The organism is Ligilactobacillus sp. ESL1201 (genome assembly GCF_058503265.1).
Window position 1 is genome coordinate 1,498,420 of the sequence record NZ_CP196362.1, and the last position, 19,950, is coordinate 1,518,369.

The 19,950-nt window shown below is 39.8% G+C and carries 17 protein-coding genes; all 17 read right to left on the bottom strand.

What is annotated here, in order from left to right:
- Window position 1: 1 nt before the first annotated feature.
- The 17 genes from ACSYSK_RS07450 to ACSYSK_RS07530 all read right to left on the bottom strand — a co-directional run bounded on the left by ACSYSK_RS07450 (window position 2) and on the right by ACSYSK_RS07530 (window position 19,925).
- Entirely contained in the window at window positions 2–1,432 is a 1,431-nt protein-coding gene (locus ACSYSK_RS07450) for an oligosaccharide flippase family protein (protein ID WP_491714515.1), read from the bottom strand.
- Window positions 1,433–1,438: 6 nt separating this feature from the next.
- Window positions 1,439–2,554, bottom strand: a complete 1,116-nt coding sequence (gene glf / locus ACSYSK_RS07455) for a UDP-galactopyranose mutase (RefSeq protein ID WP_491714516.1) — start codon at window positions 2,552–2,554, stop codon at window positions 1,439–1,441.
- Window positions 2,555–2,700: 146 nt separating this feature from the next.
- Window positions 2,701–3,636, bottom strand: coding sequence for a glycosyltransferase (locus tag ACSYSK_RS07460; RefSeq protein WP_491714517.1), 936 nt, complete (start codon window positions 3,634–3,636; stop codon window positions 2,701–2,703).
- A gap of 36 nt (window positions 3,637–3,672) precedes the next feature.
- A complete protein-coding gene (locus ACSYSK_RS07465; protein WP_491714518.1) occupies window positions 3,673–5,496 on the bottom strand; it encodes a DUF6020 family protein in 1,824 nt (607 codons plus the stop codon).
- A gap of 2 nt (window positions 5,497–5,498) precedes the next feature.
- Window positions 5,499–6,443 carry a glycosyltransferase family 2 protein gene (locus tag ACSYSK_RS07470; protein ID WP_491714519.1) on the bottom strand — a complete coding sequence of 315 codons (945 nt, stop codon included), beginning with the start codon at window positions 6,441–6,443 and terminating at the stop codon, window positions 5,499–5,501.
- A 25-nt stretch (window positions 6,444–6,468) separates the two neighbouring features.
- Entirely contained in the window at window positions 6,469–7,632 is a 1,164-nt protein-coding gene (locus ACSYSK_RS07475) for a glycoside hydrolase family protein (RefSeq protein ID WP_491714520.1), read from the bottom strand.
- Window position 7,633: 1 nt separating this feature from the next.
- Complete coding sequence (locus ACSYSK_RS07480) at window positions 7,634–8,626, bottom strand: glycosyltransferase family 2 protein (protein WP_491714521.1); 993 nt, start codon at window positions 8,624–8,626, stop codon at window positions 7,634–7,636.
- 123 nt (window positions 8,627–8,749) lie between these two features.
- The gene (locus tag ACSYSK_RS07485; RefSeq protein ID WP_491714522.1) at window positions 8,750–11,341 is read right to left on the bottom strand and encodes a peptidoglycan amidohydrolase family protein; all 2,592 of its coding nucleotides are present in this window, start codon (window positions 11,339–11,341) and stop codon (window positions 8,750–8,752) included.
- Between the two features lie 212 nt (window positions 11,342–11,553).
- Entirely contained in the window at window positions 11,554–11,961 is a 408-nt protein-coding gene (locus tag ACSYSK_RS07490; RefSeq protein ID WP_491714523.1) for a hypothetical protein, read from the bottom strand.
- 32 nt (window positions 11,962–11,993) lie between these two features.
- Window positions 11,994–12,170, bottom strand: coding sequence for a type II toxin-antitoxin system HicA family toxin (locus ACSYSK_RS07495; RefSeq protein WP_491714524.1), 177 nt, complete (start codon window positions 12,168–12,170; stop codon window positions 11,994–11,996).
- 86 nt (window positions 12,171–12,256) lie between these two features.
- On the bottom strand, window positions 12,257–13,189 hold the full coding sequence (locus ACSYSK_RS07500) for a glycosyltransferase family 2 protein (protein ID WP_491714525.1): 933 nt from the start codon (window positions 13,187–13,189) through the stop codon (window positions 12,257–12,259).
- Window positions 13,190–13,216: 27 nt separating this feature from the next.
- Window positions 13,217–14,878 (bottom strand): hypothetical protein, encoded by a 1,662-nt coding sequence (locus tag ACSYSK_RS07505; protein WP_491714526.1) that lies wholly within the window; start codon window positions 14,876–14,878, stop codon window positions 13,217–13,219.
- 345 nt (window positions 14,879–15,223) lie between these two features.
- Window positions 15,224–15,883 carry a hypothetical protein gene (locus tag ACSYSK_RS07510; RefSeq protein WP_491714527.1) on the bottom strand — a complete coding sequence of 220 codons (660 nt, stop codon included), beginning with the start codon at window positions 15,881–15,883 and terminating at the stop codon, window positions 15,224–15,226.
- Between the two features lies 1 nt (window position 15,884).
- Complete coding sequence (locus ACSYSK_RS07515; RefSeq protein ID WP_491714528.1) at window positions 15,885–16,193, bottom strand: hypothetical protein; 309 nt, start codon at window positions 16,191–16,193, stop codon at window positions 15,885–15,887.
- Complete coding sequence (locus ACSYSK_RS07520; protein WP_491714529.1) at window positions 16,190–17,083, bottom strand: glycosyltransferase family 92 protein; 894 nt, start codon at window positions 17,081–17,083, stop codon at window positions 16,190–16,192. Before ACSYSK_RS07520 ends, ACSYSK_RS07515 begins: the two co-directional genes overlap by 4 nt.
- Window positions 17,084–18,163 (bottom strand): acyltransferase family protein, encoded by a 1,080-nt coding sequence (locus tag ACSYSK_RS07525; protein ID WP_491714530.1) that lies wholly within the window; start codon window positions 18,161–18,163, stop codon window positions 17,084–17,086.
- Between the two features lie 223 nt (window positions 18,164–18,386).
- On the bottom strand, window positions 18,387–19,925 hold the full coding sequence (locus ACSYSK_RS07530; RefSeq protein WP_491714531.1) for a glycosyltransferase family protein: 1,539 nt from the start codon (window positions 19,923–19,925) through the stop codon (window positions 18,387–18,389).
- Window positions 19,926–19,950: the final 25 nt, after the last annotated feature.

The window sequence follows — 19,950 nt, forward strand, 5'->3', positions numbered from 1 at the left end:
TTTACCTGCCTTTTTTCAAAAAGTCTTTCAGAAAAACGCCTGCTTTTTTGATGATCGTCGGCCGCAATAATAAGATCATCACCGCATAAATGACCACCCCTAAGATGACTTCAACGGCTAGTGACCACACACTCGTCCAGAGCGTGTTGTTCAATTTAAATACGGGAATGAACATCACGATACCGGCTACCAAATACTTCGGCACGTTCACGAATAACTTGCGGTAGCTGAGGTCTTTTCTGATCGTCCACAACTGATAAGCAGTCACGCACGTTTCCGAAATCACCGTCGCAATGATCGCACCGTTTAATCCCAGAAGTTTGATCAAGGGCACGTTGATCACGATATTAACAACTGCACCTAACGATACAGAAAACGTATATTCTCGATTACGTCCCATAGGTAATAAATACTGCTGGCCGATCACGTTACTCCAGCCTATCAACACCAACACCGGTGTTTCCAACACTAATGCTAATCCAACAGGTTCAAAGCCTCGTCCAAAAAAATATGGACCAAAGTGTAAACCAATTCCCGCTAGCCCACACATCATCGCAATCGTTAAAAAAGAAATAAAATCAAACGAATCGTACATCATCGCGTTAACTCGCTTTTTTTGGCCCTTCGCAAAGGCATTGGCAACGTGAGGCAACATTACCGTCCCCGTTGCCGTCGCCACGGCCAAGACAGTCTTTACGATCGTATCAGCATTATTATAGTAACCAGAATCTACGGTACTGGTCATTTCGCCTAGCATCGTCTTATTTAACACCGCATAGATCGTAATTGCAACCTGGGGAATAAACAACGCCACAGAGGGCTTTAAATGGCGTAAAGGATGTAGCCGCCGTAAACTAACGGGTCTGATCAGCCCGCGCAAAAACGGCCACAGAGTTAAATTGCCTAGTAAAGTCCCTAATCCTAAAATAACGATGTACAACCCAACGTCACTTTTATCCCGGACAAAGATAAAAATCGCGATCAGAGATAAGATCTTGACCAGCGCGTTTCTAGTGACTGTCTTTTTAAAATCTTCTAAACCCATGTACAACCACGAAATATCCAACGCCACAGCTACTAAATTAATTGATTGAAAAGCCATCATAGAAGGGTATCTACTGAATGGTATATAAATTAACAAAGCGATAAAAGTTATCAGTACAACAATTATCCGCAATACCACTAGTTCCCAAAAGGTCCGTGACATTTTGATTTTATGGTCACGCAAATAGGCGATCTCGCGGTTACCGTACAAGTTAATTCCCAGGCCACCGACTAAGGTGAAATAGGTGATGATCGAATTAGTATAAGCATTGACCCCTACGCCGGTATTGGTCAAAGTCCGGCTGATATAAGTGGCAGTTACCAGCGGTAATAAAACTAACAACAGCTGGTAGCTGGCGTTATATAAGTAGTTGCGTACAACTTTCATGACAGCTTATCCCTCGAATTCTTTTTTAACGGCCAGCAAAGCCGCACCGATTACTTGGTCCATATTATAGTAACGGTACTGACCTAGTCGTCCGCCAAAAATGACGTTACTATCCTGACTAGCGGCCAACTGTGCGTATTTTTTATACAGCGCGTTATTCTTCTGGTCGTTGACCGGGTAATACGGCTCGCTGCCCCGCCGCCATTCCTGCGGGTACTCACGGGTGATCACGGTCTGCTGGTCGTTGCCCGCGCCAAACTCGAAGTGCTTGTGCTCAATGATCCGGGTATAAGGGGTCTTAGCATCGGTATAGTTGACGACCGCGTTGCCCTGATAGTTTTCTTGGTCCAACAATTCGGTTTCAAAACGCAACGAACGGTATTCTAATGCGCCCAACTGATAATCGAAAAATTCGTCGATCATACCGGTAAATAAGACCCGGTCGTAGTCGCGCAGGTATTTTTCTTTATTAGCGAAGAAATCCACGCCCGTTTGGACACTGATATGATCATCGGCCAACATTTTTTCCACGATCTGCGTGTAACCGCCAACCGGGATCCCCTGATATAAGTCGTTAAAGTAGTTATTATCATAAGTAAAACGCACGGGGATCCGCCGAATGATAAACGCCGGCAGTTCGGTCGCTTTACGGCCCCACTGTTTTTCGGTATAACCTTTGACTAATTTTTGGTATAAGTCGGTCCCGACCAAAGAGATCCCTTGTTCTTCCAAGTTTTCCGGTTTTTTACCGTGTAAAACAGCGCGCTGCTCAGCGATTTTAGCCTGCGCCTGTGCGGGGGTCACTACCCCCCAAAGTTTATTAAAAGTATTCATATTAAACGGCATGTTGTAGATCTCACCGTTAAAATTAGCTACGGGGCTGTTAGTATAACGGTTAAACTGTGCAAACTGCCCCACGTAATCCCAAATTTCTTTTTTAGAAGTGTGAAAGATGTGGGCACCATACTGATGGACTTGAATCCCAGCTACTTTCTTGGTATAGATATTACCGGCGATGTGCTCGCGTTTCTCGATCACTTGTACTTCATGTCCGCGCTTAGCCGCTTCGTAAGCAAACGTTGCGCCAAATAAACCGGCACCTACTACTAAATACTTAGTCATCAAAAATCCTCCTAATGTGGCTGACCACATTATCTTAAAATTTTATTTATCTTACCCATTCTCATATAAATTCACTCAATGCGCAAGTTTTTGTCCCCATAATTATTAACCTAGCGTAATCCATTTAGCCGTAAAATTCAACTTAGCTAATAATCGGGCGTGACTCGCTTGCCGGTTTTTCCCCTTAAACCGTCGCGTCCGGCCCGCATGATAACGGGTAAATCAGCGCGCAAATTACCGTCCTTAGCAGACAACGCTATCCTGTAAGCAAGCAACAGTAACGGGCTGAGGTGACGCACACTCCAGCGTCTGCCGTACTTACGGTCAAACAAGATGTTATTGCGAATAACATAATAATCCCGCCAGTTGAGGGGGGCCTTTTTAGCTTGTGGCGCTTTAGCAGGAAGTTGGCGGCACAACACCGCGGCTTTCACGTACAAGATGCTGGTAAATTGCAGCAATTGCTGAGCGTAGTCGGTGTCGTCGAACTGTAAAAAATAACTCGCGTCCGGCAAGCCTACCTTCCTAACGACCTGCGTGCTGAGCAGTGGTCCTTCAAAGGTCATATCACGTACCAGATAAGTCGCTTTGGTCAACGGCTGCGGCGCATATTTTTTGCGCCACCAAATGAAAAACTTGTACCAGTGCGTTAAGTCGAGGTCCACGCACACTTTATCGTTGAAATTTTCCCCTCGGCGTGCCGGTAGTGCCACTTGAACTTGCTGACGCTGCATTTGTTGCAGGAGTTGTGCCAAACAATCTGGAGTTGGCGCCACGTCATCGTCCATTAACCATAGGTAGTCAAAATCACCTGCCAGCGCTAACTCGACTGCCCGAGCGAATCCGCCGGAACCACCCAAATTCTCCGCACTCTGATAGTACACACGCGTCTGAAATTGGTCAGCTGACCAATTTTCGTAATTTTGACGCTGCAAATATTGCACCGTGTGATCCGTGCTGTGATTATCAAACACCAAGATCCCTGCTAGCGACACGGTTTGTTTTTCCAGTGCTGCGAGTGCTCGCTGTAGACATTTCACGCGGTTGTAGGTCACGACTACCGCACACACTTTTGGTTCCATCTCACCAGTCCTTTACCAATCTCTACCAGTTAACAATTAAACTTTCGGCTTAACATCAGTAAATGAAAGCGCTGAAGCCGTTAGCACTGGTATAACTACCATTAAAGTATACGCATAACGATACAAAACTACTGGACCAAGTATTACTGTTCCTAAATATGCAATCAGAAATGCAGCAGGAAAAATATACGTATATTTTCGGCGGTACAAACACCAAGCAACATATATAATGATAATCCACGTAGTCAATCCAGAACTGAACAGCAATGAAAATAATGGGACTTTTTGATAAGAATTCTTATATGTTAAATTAATAAATCCCTTTTTCAACCATGTAAATTCACTTGGAGTTCGTCTTTTAATCAAAACCCACTTATAATGCCACTGTGGCCCCATATTATTATATTCCCAATAAGGGTGATATGCCTGTGGGTCGGGATAATTCATGTCTGGATACCACCAACCAAGTGTTAACCTACCAAAAGCATCGATATAACTAACTGGTTCTTTCATCCCTAGCTGCAGCCAAAATTCAATAAATTTTTTAGGGCTTTTTTTTAATAATTTCACATTAAATGTATTCTTCATTGAATCCGAAATAGCTTCATTGCCGTTTACATAAGAACGATAATTAGGAATATATTCTTTGAGTTTTTTCTTTTCAAATTTAGTTAAATCTTGTTCACGATAATTTCCAACGCGAGAAACCTGCATAACCGGCACACTCATCATTTCTGCAATATGATCATCACCCGATTTAATTCCATGTAATGCAGTTGTAACCGGACCAGAATAAATTATAAACAACGCCAAGGGAATAACTAACAACAACAATAATTTTTTCCAATAATTATGCAGAAATAATATTCCTACAAAAATTCCAAAAACAAAAACATAGATCCCCTGGCTTCTAAAAATTATATTAATAAATGCTATCAAACTAGTGGCTAGCAAAAATTTGTTATTATTTAAGCAACTTGGATTTTCAGCTATTTTAAGTAACATAATGATTAATACCAGAAAAGTTCCTGAATAAATAATATCTTTAGTTGCCGAAATAGACATCAACACATTAGTGGGTAAAAACATAAAAAGTAATAAAAAAAATAATTGCCATGGTAATGCAAGTTTTTTATCACGCATATAACTCATAGCAAACGAAAAACAAGCAGACAAAACTAACATTTGAAAAATAGAATAGCAAAACATTCCTAATTCTTTACTACCCAATAAATTACCTAACGTATCAACACAAAAGCCTAACAAATAAGTGTGAATTAGCGGATGATGCAATGAAATTTTTCCGGAAACATAGTATGCTAATTGATAAATTGAATCGTACCCATAAATTCCTGGATAAGAGGCAATCAACCCGGGTAACCACGCCACGAAAATTAATAACCAGCTTATTAAAAAAGCTCTTTTTTTACTATTAAATAACTTATTAAATAAGACAGTAACTTTGCTTGAAAATGTTATTTTATTAGCATTAGGTATTCCCTTAGTAAATAATACTATTATAGCACTAGTAAATAATGGAACCCCGAACAATGTCTTCAACCACACGCTAGCGTTATTGATTTTAGTAGTATCATATACTAATAGATTAACTCCAAATATCATACAAGCTGAAAAAAATAATCCAGCTATAGTAGCAATTATCAATAATTTACGATTTAATTTTAGCGAGCTAACATATAGATAGCACATAAAAAACACTATAAATAACAGTAAACTGAAAATACTATTGCTTAAAGAAAAGATATTATTTTGAGCTTTAAACATCGATTCAATACTAAATACCGAACCAATTGATAATAATAAATTTAACCATATTCTTTTATTCAAAAGTAATTCCATTGTTACTGTCCTCGCTTTTTTTGTTCAATCTGATTCAATTTATATTCAAATTCCTGCCTAGACTTATTCATAACCGCATCAAGCACTAAACCAGCAGAATACGAAATCAGTGCCGCTATCACCATAAAGCCACAAATAATCATTGTCGGCATCTTAGATACCAATCCTGTTTGCAAATAAGGTACCCATACAGTTGGAATAAAAATGACAGCGGAAATAATTAATAATAACAATGTCACTAAACTATAAAAACTATAGGGATGATAGTTACGGTAAAGACTAAAAATCCTTCTTAAAACTCTAAAACCGTCACTATAAGTACTCAGCTTTGACTCGCTTCCTTCGGGCCTGTCCCGATATTCAATGATACAATTTGCAACTGCCATATTATTTTCAATTGCAAAAATACTCATTTCAGTTTCAATTTCAAATCCCTGGGATAGTACTGGATAAGACTTAACAAATTGGTAACTAAAGGCACGAAATCCCGTCATAATATCGCGAATATTACTCTTAAATAAATGATTGATACTAGAACGCACTAATAAATTACCAAAATTATGAAATGGACGCTGATTTTCTTCAAAGTAACTGGAAGACAAGCGGTCACCAACTACCATATCATTTTGCTTCTCAGTAACTAATTTAACCATCTTAGGAATAGCTTCTACCGGGTAAGTATCATCGCCATCAACCATTATGTAACAACGTGCATCTATTTCCCGAAACATCTTACGCACAACATTGCCTTTTCCCTGCTGGTAAGCATAGCGTACAGTTGCACCCGCTTCCTGGGCTTCTGTAACCGTATTATCAGTCGAGTTATTATCATATACATAAACTGTAGTCCCAATGATATTTTTCGTAGCAGATAAACAATCCTTAACAACCTTTCTAATCGTCAACCCTTCGTTATAACACGGAATTAAAATTGCCAAATTATCCACTAAACTTCCTCCTAAATTCATAAAATTATTTATTTAATAAAATTCCAAAATGACGTACTAGTAATGAGGATTTAATCGGTTTAAGTTTTGTCCAATTGAACCCATCTGTAGACTCGGTATATTTGATTCCCGAATATAGGGATTGCATCCGATCATTAAATTGGTACGGATCAATGTATAAGCGAATCTTATTTTTTAAAAATTGAGCCTCCAAACCCTCAGCACCATCGTACTTTGTCAAATCAACATTCAAGCTCCGAGAATGGTATGGACCCAAATAATTATCAGCCGTTGCTAACGTTAATTTATTATTAGCGACACTTTCATTTTTATAGAATAAAACATAGTGTCCAGCATGATACGTCAAATTACCGTCAATCATGTCTACCGGAAAATCAGTACCATTGATTTTGCGCCAATTATTTAAAATTTTTCCGTGCTGTGCGTCAAAATCGGAGACGTACAACTGAAAATGTCCCGTCTGCACCGCACGCCCTGCCATTAATACGTGTACAGTTCCCCGCTTATCCTTGAAAAACTCCGGCGCCCATTCGTAATGATCATCAAACTGTGCAGAATGAGGCCAACTTAAGTGCTGCCAGTCCTTAAAGTCTTTTGTTCTAACTAATCCCTTAGTATACACGATATACCAATAGCCATTGGTTTTAATGATACTAGGATCCCTAATATTTAACCGCGGTGAACTGATATGCATCTTTTTCCAATTAATACCATCGTTCGAATACAATAGACGTAAAGTATCTTTACCGGTTTTACGACCATCGTAACTACGTGCAGTGTTATAGGGGTCACTTTGCAGCTTATTGTGAGGTTGGACCATCATTGGTTGAAAAGTTGCCGCCACGTACTTTGCATGTTTAAAATTTATCAACTCTTGTTGTAAGTCGCACGGTTTAAATTTTAAAATGATATTCTGATTTTGCTTTTTAAAGAAAATTCTTTTAGTTGGCCGATACCCTGGTACTGCTTGTGCTAACTTTTTGCTACTCAGGGGAAAATATGGCTTGCCATCGTAAGTTTTACTTTTAACTAACAATTTAGCACCATTTTCATCAACAAAATTAACCTTAACATTTGTCTTAGGTGTGACCAACCAAAAAGCTAACAAAATAATCACTACTAATAATAAAAGTTCTAAAGTTAGTTTGACAGTTTTTTTGCAATCCATTTCACTTTTTTTTCTCCATACTACTCAACTTATCCTTAAACTTTTCCGTGTAGTGGTCTTCTTTGATCAGATAGCGCGGCCGGTGTTTGACTTCCGCAAAAATCTTGCCGATGTATTCACCGATCACGCTGAGTGATACCAACTGCACGCCGCCTAGCAACCAGATCGAGATCATCAGTGACGACCAGCCGGAGACCACGTTACCCAAAAGCTTTTGCACCAAAGTGTAAATCATCAACACGATGCCGATCACGATGATCAGTGTTCCTAACGTAAAGATCAGGTGGATGGGCGCAATCGAAAACGACGTGATGCCATCAAAAGCAAAGTTGAGCATTTTTTTGAGCGGGTACTTGGATTCTCCCGCGAAACGTTCCTTGCGCCGATAATAGACCTTGGCGGACGGATAACCGACTAGCGGCACGATGCCACGCAAAAACAGGTTTTGTTCCTTAAATTGCAACAACCCGCGCACCGCTCGTTTGCTCAATAAGCGGTAGTCGGCCGAATCGGGCACTAGGTTGACCCCTAACTTACCCATCAGTTTATAAAAAGTCAGGGCCGTTTTGCGTTTGAAAAACGTGTCGGTCTCCCGACTACTGCGCACACCGTAAACAACGTCGAACCCATCATGATACTTGGCGACCATCTCGGGGATCGCGTTGACGTCGTCTTGCAGGTCCGCATCGATGGTGATCACCATATCCGAATAAGCAACGGCCGTCGTCATCCCAGCCAGTAACGCATTTTGATGCCCGTAATTACGACTGAACTGAATACCCGTTACCGCGTCGTCTTGGTGCATCTGTGCCATGATCAGCGCCCACGTCTGATCCTTACTGCCATCGTCGACAAACAACAATTTGCTGGCGGGGGCTACTTGGTGTTTTTCTTTTAAATTTTTCAAGATGTTACCCAGCTCAACGAATGTTTCGGGTAAAACTTCCTCTTCGTTAAAGCAGGGAACGACGATCGTGAGAACTTTTTTTGTCATTAGCTAACTCCTATGTACAAAATCACTTCCAATTATAACTTAATTACCGCACAATTGCAGTCACAAATAAAAAAGGAAGTCGAAACAATTTTTGCTCCACTTCCTTTTAAGTTTGATTAATTTTTATCCTCGTTGTAAATCATTTGGCCTGTAGATATATTGGTATGGCTGTCCATCAGTATTCCAGTACCAATTATAACCAAACTGTTGTACTGCTTTATTAGCTCCATTATAAAAGGCATTGACCGAAAGTGAGTTTGGATTAGAACCACCAGTTGAAATAATTTGTACATGTCCGCCTGCGCCTGCACTATGTCCAATTTGACCCCAGATTACAATATCACCGTATTGTGGCGTGTACTGTTGTCTTCCCTGTGCTATTAAAGTATAACCATTTTGTTTCAAGTAGCCATGCAGTGATTCCGTATTATATAACCAACCCGGCTTCGAGGCACCGGCTTCATACAAAGCCTCAGTAATCGCTCCCGAACAATCCGCTGTGCCATCAGAACCATTACGCGAACCATACATTGAATAAGTAATTTTCCCTTGACGATTAAAGAACCAGTCTAAAACTCGTTCCGTAAAGCCTTGGTAAATCCCATTGCCATCAAATCCTTGGGAATTAGTCAGCATTGCACCAGTTCCTGGATCAAAATAATACTGATGATTACCAACGACTTGCCAGCCATGCAACATCTGACCATTACTGCCATAGCAGACTATTTTAGTAGGTAAAGCGACAAAATCAGTTGCCATTGCACCATTCTTTTCGTCAAAATAAAACCAATTATCACCTAATTTTTGTTCACCATTCAACATCCAACCATTATCATTATAGAAAACCTCACGACCATCTACTAAACGTGCAAATCCGCGGGACATATTGCCATTATTTTCATCAAAATGGTACCAATGGCCGTCAATTTGACGTTCTCCATTCTGTAACTGACCATTACCGTCGTAGTAAACTATCCGTCCATCTGCTAATTGAAGAAATCCACGAGACATGTCTCCATTATTTTCATTAAAGTGATACCAATGACCGTCTATAAAATGCTCACCGTTCTGTAACTGACCATTATCATCATAGTAAACTATTCGACCGTCTGCTAACTTGATAAAGCCACGTGTCATATTACCATTATTTTCATCAAAGTGATACCAGTGACCATCAATTGCCTGCTCACCATTTTGCATTTGACCATCGTTATTATAATAGACCACACGTCCATCTGGTAACTGAGTAATACCACGGGACATTGTACCGCTATTTTCATCAAAATGATACCAACTACCATCAATTAACTGTTCACCGTTTTGTAACTGACCACTATTATCGTAATAAACCGTTCTACCATCTGCTAGTTGAGTAAAACCATGAGACATATTGCCGTCATTTTCATCAAAGTGATACCAATGACCATCAATTAACTGTTCACCATGCAGCATCTTACCATCCGAAGCATAATAAACATTTCGATCTCCAGAACTTAAATGCTGCCAACCAGTTACCTTATCATCATTTTGATCTAATAGATACCAGTCACCGCCAATTTCCTCTTCATGTCTATTAGCACCTTGTGGTGCACCCCAGCTAAATTTATTACCATTTAACAATGAATTAAAAGAATGAGTAACATCCAAGGTACGCCCGTTCAGTTTTGCGGCACTAGAAAACTGCCAAGCGCCGTAACCGTCACGTTGGTGTTGTTGTTCGAAGCTACCGCCACGACTCGGCGTGTATGGGTACTGAGCTAACCAAACACGTGAATTACCACCGACTGTGGCGGCAAGCTCATCACTATACGGAAAAGCAGCATAAAAATAAACGCCATGATTCGTATAGCCCTGCTGATTCAACGTATCCCAGAAGACCTGTAAAGCTGCTCCGATATTAGGAGTTTGACTAACTTTACTTTCAACATCAGCAAAAACTAAGGTATTACCTCCAACATTTAAGTATTTTAATTGTTGTGCAAAATGATTGGCTTCGCTAACAGCATTTTGCTGATCACCAAATTCAATAAAATGATAAAATGCTACGTTTAATCCAGCATCTAGCGCCATGTTCAGCTGATTTTGGGCATAAACATTATCAACATACCCATCAGACAATTCAATAATAACATTTTGTATTCCTAGATTTCTTAAATAATTGAAATCATTCTGGGTTAACCAACTTTGGTATTTTGACACATCGACGGTGTCTGCACTGGTATAATTACCGTCACCGATGTTAAATGAATCGGGCTGGCGGTCTTTGAGCAAAGAATTTTCCTGCTGACCACCGTTAGCCGCAGAAACTTGTTGTGCCGGATCCGGTTGTTCTAGGTCAGCAACTGGCGTATCTGCCGGCTGAGTCGTAGTTTGGTCCTGTGCGGTAGGATTAGCCGCTGTATCAGTAACTGGTACATCCTGTTGTTGTTCATTTACTACATCATCTGAAACTGGGTGTTGCGAAACACCATCTTGTGCGGCAGCAGAATCCACTGGCTGGTCTGCCGGCTGTCCGCCGCGTGCCTGCATTCCGTCATTAGGTACTGTAGCTTGCGGCGCAGTTACTGTAACTTGCGGTTGAGCCTCATTAGTTTCATCGGCTGCAACTTGTTGGCTGGTTAATTCCATCCCCGCTAACATTCCTAAAAAAACAACGGGCGCAATTACCCAACTCTTGCCTGCTTTATACATCTTAAATCTCTTTTTACGTTCCATTCAGATACTCCCTTATCAAAATCTATATGTAAAATTACATTTATTATTGTAACACAGTGTTTTTACACTTAATAGAAGAGAAATGCTATCAGCTAAAATCGGCTTTAAATTAAGCGCTTTCTTTAAAAGCGAATTAAAACAGACTCACCTCTAAACGAAGGTTAGCCCAAATAATAATAAATTTTTTAACTACCAAGTAATCAGCTTACTTTTTATACCCCAAGCTTTTCCTCTAATGCTTCTGTTAAAACCTTGCTGAAATTAATATCTCTTTTAGTGGCTTCTTCTGCCAAGTATTTAGGAATTGTCGTATTCTTTTTAACAGTTTCATGTTTAACCGTACTTGCAATTTCTGATTTAGCAACTTCAAATGGCAATTGAAATGCCTGATTATACTTACCTCGGTCAAAATCGATTGCTGCTTTAAATTCCGTTGGTTTAGGAAAATTAATTTTACCATCTAAGGCCAACATTAAAGCATCTTTTCCGTACTCATACGCCTCAGCGGGCGTGGTGCCAAAAGTAACTACTTCGGGGAAATTATCAAAACTCACTTCCCAAACTTCGTCTGCAATATTATGTTTTAACGTTCCATAATACAAATACTTATTTGATTTCATTAGTTGAATTTTCCTTTCTATCAGATAAGACGTTATTTTAACCCTGCTTGCTTACGCATTGAATGCTCAATTCCCTTGGGTAACTCACGTGAATGGATCGGGACTATCACCGTTCGTTGTTCCTTAACGTACTTAGCATGCGAGCCCGTTTGGCTAACCTTCTCAAAACCATTTTTTTGTAACAGCCTAACAAACTCCCTAGTCTTCATCGGCATGACTCCTTACCCCTCCCCACATATTATTATGTTCTTAATACGTATTAAAGTAAATAAAAAAGAAACTAACTTCAAACTTCCTATTTCTTTTCCTTCACGATATAAATCGGTCTTCTCTTAACCTCCAAATAAATATTACCAATATAGCGGCCGACAATACCCAAGCAAAATAGTTGAATGCCACCAATCATCAACATCACAGAAATCATTGACGCCCAACCATTGACACTGCCTCCAATTAGCAATTTACGTAAAACAATGAATAATAACGCAAATAATGAAACAACAAATGAACTTAAACCTACATAAGATGCAACCGCCAGCGGCGTTTCCGAAAAATTCACAATACCTTCAATCGAATACTTAAATAGTCCCCAAAAAGACCACGACGTCTTCCCTGCCACGCGGTCTCTGTTGGTATATTCGAGGTATTTGGTCTTAAAACCGACCCAGCTAAAAATGCCCTTAGAAAAACGATTGTACTCAGAAATTTCTAGGATAGCAGCGACGACTTGGTGCGTCATCAAGCGATAGTCACGCACCCCGCTGATAAATTGCGTGTGCGAGATCCGGTTAATTACCTTGTAAAAAAGATTAGCGAAAAACGAACGCACGACCGGCTCGCCCTTGCGGTTCACCCGCCGCGTGCCGACAACGTCATAACCTTCGTCTTCAATACCGGCTAACATTTCTGGCAACTGCTCCGGCGGGTCCTGCAAATCCACATCCATCACAGCCACGTAATCGCCCTGCACAGCCTGCAACCCCGCATAGAGCGCGGCTTCCTTACCGAAGTTACGCGAAAACGAAATATAGTGCACATCATTTGGATGTTCTTGGTGGAGCGCACGCAGCACATCCAACGTCTGGTCGCTAGAACCATCGTTGATGAAATAATACTCGAGCTGCGCGCCCCGCAAATTTTTTTTAACCTTTTCAACTGCCGTATAAAAGAGTCGAATAGTCTCTTCTTCGTTAAAGCACGGTACTACAAGTGAGATCAGCTTAGTCATCAATAATTTCCTCCCGCACTAATTCTATCAATTTAAACTTCGTCTGTGAATAATTAACTTATTATTTTTCAATAAATAGAATAGCCCAATATAAATTTCTAAAAATACCCCAATTATACTTAACCAAATCACCAACACATAAAGCCGTGGTGGCAGATATTTAACCACTACTTGTAATTTATTCGATGAACCCTGTATGTTAACATGCAGTAAGGAATTCTTTGTCTTAGAAAATGGTATTTTTTGTCCATTGACCTCAACCGAGTAGTCACGCAAATCATATAATAGATATGGTAAAGTAATTCTTTTAGCCTTATGACTATTAAACGTAAAAATTTCTTCATCATGTTTACCAACCACGTTACGGTCAGACAAATGATACACTTTACCGTCCAAATTTATTGTCCTTGTCAATAAAAATTTGTTTTTAGCTAATGCCACTCCAGGGAAATAATCAGGATTAATTTTAGTGCTAAAAGTATTCTTCCGCCCATTCGTCTTACTCAAGGCCTGTTCATAATTATCATTATTAATAAGAACAATATTAAAATTAATTGAATCACCTGATATATCAGAACTTAAAATAGGAGTATTTTCATACTGATTCTGATACTGTCTGATCGAACCAACCGCCGTTATCACACAGTAAAGGATAATACCACTAAAAACTAATACCTTTTCTGACTTGATAGTTCCACTATCAGTAATTTTGGCAGCCGCAAAGAAAGATAGGAATACAATAGCAAAAGTAAAAAGCCTAGTAGGAAACTGCAACACTGCTACTGGCGTATGTTCAAGCAAATCCCATGGAAAAATATTAGTGCTAAAAACTAAGTAAATAACTCCCAATGAATAGCTTAACTTTTCCAATTTTGTGGCACTACGATAACCTACGACTCCCACTAACGCCACTACACACAAAAATAAACCAATATTGTCTTTTGACAAGTCAAGAGTGTTGGAAAAAGCCATTTGAAACATATTGCCTAAATTTTCGGTATGCAAGGCCTTAAAGGGAAAATTAAGCTTGGTAACAGCTTCGGTCCGTAATAACGGAATGATTAACGCCACAGAATTGATCACAAATAATACCGCACAAATTAACAAATCACGCAACGTTTGTAGCCGCTGCTTTTGCCAAAATAACGTAATTAAATACAGCAAAACCAGCGAACAAATCGTCGCCGCAGTTAACAATAGATGACTGTATAATTCACCAGTTAGCCCTAATAATAAAGCCACACCACCACTAAAATTTTTATTGCCAGTTAACACTAAATAAAAACCTGCAAAAATCAATGGTAGAAACACCAATGCCCACGATTCTCCCAAATCTAAACGAGGGAAAATATCATATATCGTGTAAGTAGAAAAACGCAGGATCACTGCAAATAATACAGCTTGGTAACGAGAAGACCGCAACAATCGTGAAGCAATGTATGCTAATGATAATCCTAGAAATTGCTGTAACGCGATGTAGATGTAGTAACTTTTAATCGGTGATATTATCAATAAACGTAAAAAGGCATATGGCAGCAACATAACTTGGGGATAGAAAACATTAGTTAGCTGTCCAATTTGATTAAAACTATGTGTCATCTGAAATGTAAATAAGTGCCCACTTTTTACTGTTTGATAGGCTTCTTCTAGTCTTTCAAGGTGAAATGCAAGGTCGGAGCCAGGATACAAGATCCCTGCATGGAGGAAAAAAGCAACATATACGTATGAAAGAAAAATAAATAGTAATAGTATTAGTAAAGATTTATGGTCTGGTCTGGTCTGGTCTGGTCTGGTCTGGTCTGGTCTGGTCTGGTCTGGTCTGGTCTGGTCTGGTCTTCATTAGATATTTCCTCTCTTGTCTTTAGTTATATACATTAGAAATATTTATTTTTAAAGCCGCTTCAGCTAAAAATTCCTTTTCTAAAACGATTGTACTCAGAAATTTCTAGGATAACGTCGACGACTTGATTCAGTATCAAGATTCATAAAAAACTTAATAGTACCTTCCACATTATTTAGCAAAAAAGCTTCTTACTACATTAAGTATTCCAGGTTTATTAGATTCATTAATAATCCCAGAAAATTGTTTGGCTCTAATTTCAATTCTGGACTGGGATGTTCTGAGTTTGGTTGATCATTATACTGTAGCTTATCTTGACAAGCATTTTCCCATATATTATCAGTATAAGTGTCAACTGAATCAATTTGTTCTTTTGTGCCACTATCTGTACTATCTAAAGCTAATTGAACAATTTTTGATTGTTTTAAAGCTCTTTCTTTTACCATCAATGTAAATAATTCAGAAGTTTTTTCCCAATAGGTTTTTTTGCCATTGTCTGTTTCAACTACAGACTTTGCTGGCCCGGTTGCAGAACAACTATGTTTAAAATTGTCAACAGTCATCGCACATTTTATCAATTCAAATAAGATTTCTTGAAATTGATTAATAGACTTTACATATACGTTTAACTGATATTTATAAACGCCAACAATTAGCGTTAAAATCGGCAAAATATATTTAACAAATATTATCCAAAATTTAATAATGACAGTCCAAAGTTGTTTAAAATTATTAATACCATTACACACACTATCTAAAAGTAAAATTAAACCCATAGAAACGATAATTAAAAAAGTCACAATGACGAAAATAACTAAAATAAAAAATACATTGCTCCTAAATTTTTCTCTCATATCACGGTATCGCCCTTTTCACTACTGGGATCTTCTGCAATACCAGCACGATCACCAAACAAATCAAATACAACTCCAGCGAGCCGCGCCACATCTGCCACTGGGTATGCGGCATTAAGCGCAACGTGTCACCCGCAAATTCGATCAAGAAGAAATGCAGCAGGTAAATGCCAAAGCTGGCACCCGAAACTAGCCGCAAGCAGCGCGGGCTGATCTTTTGCACGAGCTTTAACCGCTCCAGCTCGTACTGAAAGAAAATAAACACCGCAACTAGCGGAAAGTACAGGTAGTCACCCCACAGGTTGTTCAACTTGCCGTCGTTCGCCGAGTGCGGCAGATCGCCGCGGTAGTTGCCCGTCCCTGCGCCCTTTTACGGACGAATTCCGCCTTGGATTTCGTGAAATAATGATTGAGGCGCAAGTTCTCGTGCACGACTTCCGCCGTAAACGGACCATCGCACTGCTGCCCATCGGTAGCGACGGCGTGATACCCTGGCAGATAGTACGGGCTGTGCGGATTATCGATGAAACCCGCCGTGTATTGGGGCGCCACGATACTTTTAATGTGGCGGTTTTTCTCAAAATCCCGGTGCGCGCGGTAAACGTAATTATTACTTATCAACCCCGCTGGCTTTTCTTCCAAGTGTGACGAACCAAACAACTGCCAGTTGACCGCCAAGCCGCCGACGTGTTCTTGAGCAAAATACTGCTGCAACAATGCCAGTAGCTCTTGCTTTTCGTCTAGCACAAATAAATACTCGTCGAGGTCAAAAAACGCCATGTAGCGACACTGGTTGCCAAAGCGAGTCAACGCATCGTTATACGCGTCTAACTGGCGCCGCGGTCCCGGAAAAGTGATCGCGGTCACCCGATTACCGTAGTCAGCCATGATTTGTTGCGTTTCATCGGTACTGTCGTTGTCGTAGAGGTAAAAATGAGCTACCCCCAAAGACAGGTAGTAGTTGAGCCATTCCCTGAGATATGGTCCCTCATTTTTCAAAATCGCCACCACGACCAGCTCATATTGCGGCGTCCGTTTTTGGTGACGCGCCGCCATCATTTTACCAAAGTACGCTAAGCCCGCGGGCAAATAACGCAACTCTGCTTTTTTCAGATCATCTTCCGGCTTCTTTGCAGGTGGCAACCCGATAAAACCCGGCACCCTCCTGATACTGGCGTGCAGTGCAGTTTTTAAACTCATTTAATTACTCCTTACGACTAATTGTTTTTTAAATAACGGGTACTTGCGCGGGAAGAAAAACGAACGTACGACCGGCACCCACGGCACCAAATACGCTACGACTAAGATAAATGCGAGGTGATAAATAGTCATCGCACTGACCGCGGCCACCCGATTTTGCGTCAACGACAATACCTGACTGAAAACGGTGGAAGCCACAGTCAGCGTGTTTAAGTCCAGCAAATGAAAACACAGCATCACCAGTGAATCGCGCCCGTATTTTTGCAGCAGCGGCCACTGGTAATGCCAGTGCAACAGCCAACAAGCGCTGCGCATGATGAAGTAACTGCCTCCCAGTGCGCCGACCAGCGACCAAACCGGATCGTTAGCGACGGATACGTTTAAGTAGAAAAAGCCCTTGGTCGCAGCGTACAGCCACGCGAGCAGTCCCACGATGTTAAAAAAGCAGTTACCCTGCTCCACCGCATCGGTCTGGCGCAATAAATGCCCGCCAAAATAAAACAGCTGACTGACTAACGCCGCGTCGCAACTCCACGGCAGCTGTACTTTTTGCGCCAAGTTAAACCCGGCGATCGTCACAGCCAGACTCAAGGTAAATAGGACCACCAAGCGTAATTTGCCACAATGAGCACTAAGTTTAAAAAGCAGATTAAATACTAGATTGCCGATAAACATCGCGGGCAAAAACCAAATCGCGCCGATCGCCACGACCGTGATGTTAAGCCCCGGGATCCAGCAGTTGGTTCCTAAGCCATACAGCGCGCCGATTATGTACTGATGTAAGTCGATTGGATTGATCCAGTGCGGCAACAACCCGTGCCCGTAATATGAGAGCAGCCCCATCAAAAGCGCCGTCGCAAAGTACGGCAATAGTAAGTTCTTGATCCCACCAACGATCACTTGACTAAATTTTTTATTTTTAAACAGGTAACCCGACAGTACAAAAAAGATGGGGACGTGCACGGCGAATAGTAGCGCCGCAAAATACGACCTGCCGTAAGTATCTAGCGAGTGTGTGATCACGATCATGATAATCGCCACCCCGCGGGCCACGTCGATCCACCCGATCCTTTTTTTCACTGCACATCATCTTCTTCATTCTTTACCTAGACTCGCTAAAGTTATAGCCACAATTTGCGACTGCTAGCCTTGTTCTCATTATATTTAAACTGTGCGGTGATAGCAATCCCATCTAGACAAGTTGGAAGCATGAAGAATCACAATGCTTTTTCTTATACCTAAATTTAAATTGGTGTATAAAAAAGCATTGATTTTGCGTCATCAACACTTGTTATTATAAAATTCAAACATTATCAGTCTTAGACCCTGTATCAATCAATTGATATTTTTTACATTTCAGGATCAATTGTTCCATACCTAGACTTGCTAATACCACTAAAAATGGCAGTAATTGAATTAGATAGCGGCTTCTCCCACCCTCAAAAATTAAGAAAAACATAAAGAAACCGACTAATGTATACTTACAGATTTGGGCAAACCAGCTCTTATCAAACAAACTAAATAAAGAGAGAAATAAGGTAAGTACCCAAATAATTTGAATCCAAAAACTATAATTTTTAAATCCATCATGCACAAATAAATAACGTGGTAAATTGGGTTCGTTGCTTAAGAGAGCAAGACGTGTATCACCTATCCAAGTAAAAGTACCATCATTGGTATCAGCAATTTGTTTTTTAACCAAAAATTTTTGGTAATTAGCAATAGAATGAAATCCCTTCATTCTATTTTGCCACAACCTCAAATCATGTTGGCTTCTTTCACGTTTATTTTTAATTTTTTGATCTTTAGTCAAATCATCTGGATTGTACCCACCCACATAACTATTACCAACTGCCAACGGATGAATCGTATTATCAACTAGACCCATATCAGCAAAATGCATCATCGTTAAAGACATATTACTATCGATTTTAACTAAGTCACTATAATTTTTAGTTAAAGTTAGCCCACTATAAAATACAATAATCGATGCACAAAAAATGAGACCGGATTTCCAATCAATTTTATCTTTTTGAGTAATCACAAATAGCGAATATACGATTAAAACTGCAATATAGAAAATAACTAACGAAGGCTTGATAAAATAACTTATAACCAATAAAAAACCCGCTAGTCCTGCTGAAATTAATTTCAGCGATTGCTTTTCAGAGTGATAAAAGTTCAGTACAACTGTAAGATTCAACGCACTTAGGAAAAAAGCCCACGTATCACTATACGGAATCACCAAAGAAGGGGATAAAGCCATTAATAACGTGCTCAATACTAAATGACTAACATAAATTGTTTTTTTAGTATGCTTTTTTAACGTCCAAGTTAATAGCAAAATCGCCACATCAACCAAAATAACATTAAATAAGCCCAAAATAAGCGTTAATTTCATTAGTGAAGGCTTAGCAAAAACAAGCCAAGTTAGCTTCTCTATCGCCAATAAGAAGAAATTATTAGGATAATTTGAAAAATACATAGTAGCCCAGGAAAAATCTTCCCCAACTGCTTTACGCAAAATAGTCCCCGGATCGTAAGGATAACTACCAACTAAAGAAACAACTACCCAAATTTGCCAAATAACTAATACTAAAAAGACAATTAAATAAATTAGCCAATGATACTTTTTTACGGAAGAAAAAAAGCTGGGCAAAAATACCCTTTTTCTCATCCCTAACAAAATCACAAATAATGCTATTAAAATAGTAAGTAAATAAACACTTTTTCTTCCTAATTGATCGAATAAAGGTAGAAGTAATGTTATCGCTCCTAACACACTAATTAATAGCAATATTATCAGAAAAACGTTAATAAAATAATTACTGGCCTTTTTCATCCATACACCCTTTTCTTTAACAACA

Coding starts and splice junctions, on each gene's coding strand:
- ACSYSK_RS07500 (WP_491714525.1), bottom strand. CDS start 13,189: ATGACTAAGCTGATCTCACTTGTAGTACCGTGCTTTAACGAAGAAGAG.
- ACSYSK_RS07485 (WP_491714522.1), bottom strand. CDS start 11,341: ATGGAACGTAAAAAGAGATTTAAGATGTATAAAGCAGGCAAGAGTTGG.
- glf (WP_491714516.1), bottom strand. CDS start 2,554: ATGACTAAGTATTTAGTAGTAGGTGCCGGTTTATTTGGCGCAACGTTT.
- ACSYSK_RS07475 (WP_491714520.1), bottom strand. CDS start 7,632: ATGGATTGCAAAAAAACTGTCAAACTAACTTTAGAACTTTTATTATTA.
- ACSYSK_RS07520 (WP_491714529.1), bottom strand. CDS start 17,083: ATGAGTTTAAAAACTGCACTGCACGCCAGTATCAGGAGGGTGCCGGGT.
- ACSYSK_RS07460 (WP_491714517.1), bottom strand. CDS start 3,636: ATGGAACCAAAAGTGTGTGCGGTAGTCGTGACCTACAACCGCGTGAAA.
- ACSYSK_RS07510 (WP_491714527.1), bottom strand. CDS start 15,883: ATGAGAGAAAAATTTAGGAGCAATGTATTTTTTATTTTAGTTATTTTC.
- ACSYSK_RS07490 (WP_491714523.1), bottom strand. CDS start 11,961: ATGAAATCAAATAAGTATTTGTATTATGGAACGTTAAAACATAATATT.
- ACSYSK_RS07480 (WP_491714521.1), bottom strand. CDS start 8,626: ATGACAAAAAAAGTTCTCACGATCGTCGTTCCCTGCTTTAACGAAGAG.
- ACSYSK_RS07450 (WP_491714515.1), bottom strand. CDS start 1,432: ATGAAAGTTGTACGCAACTACTTATATAACGCCAGCTACCAGCTGTTG.
- ACSYSK_RS07465 (WP_491714518.1), bottom strand. CDS start 5,496: ATGGAATTACTTTTGAATAAAAGAATATGGTTAAATTTATTATTATCA.
- ACSYSK_RS07530 (WP_491714531.1), bottom strand. CDS start 19,925: ATGAAAAAGGCCAGTAATTATTTTATTAACGTTTTTCTGATAATATTG.
- ACSYSK_RS07495 (WP_491714524.1), bottom strand. CDS start 12,170: ATGAAGACTAGGGAGTTTGTTAGGCTGTTACAAAAAAATGGTTTTGAG.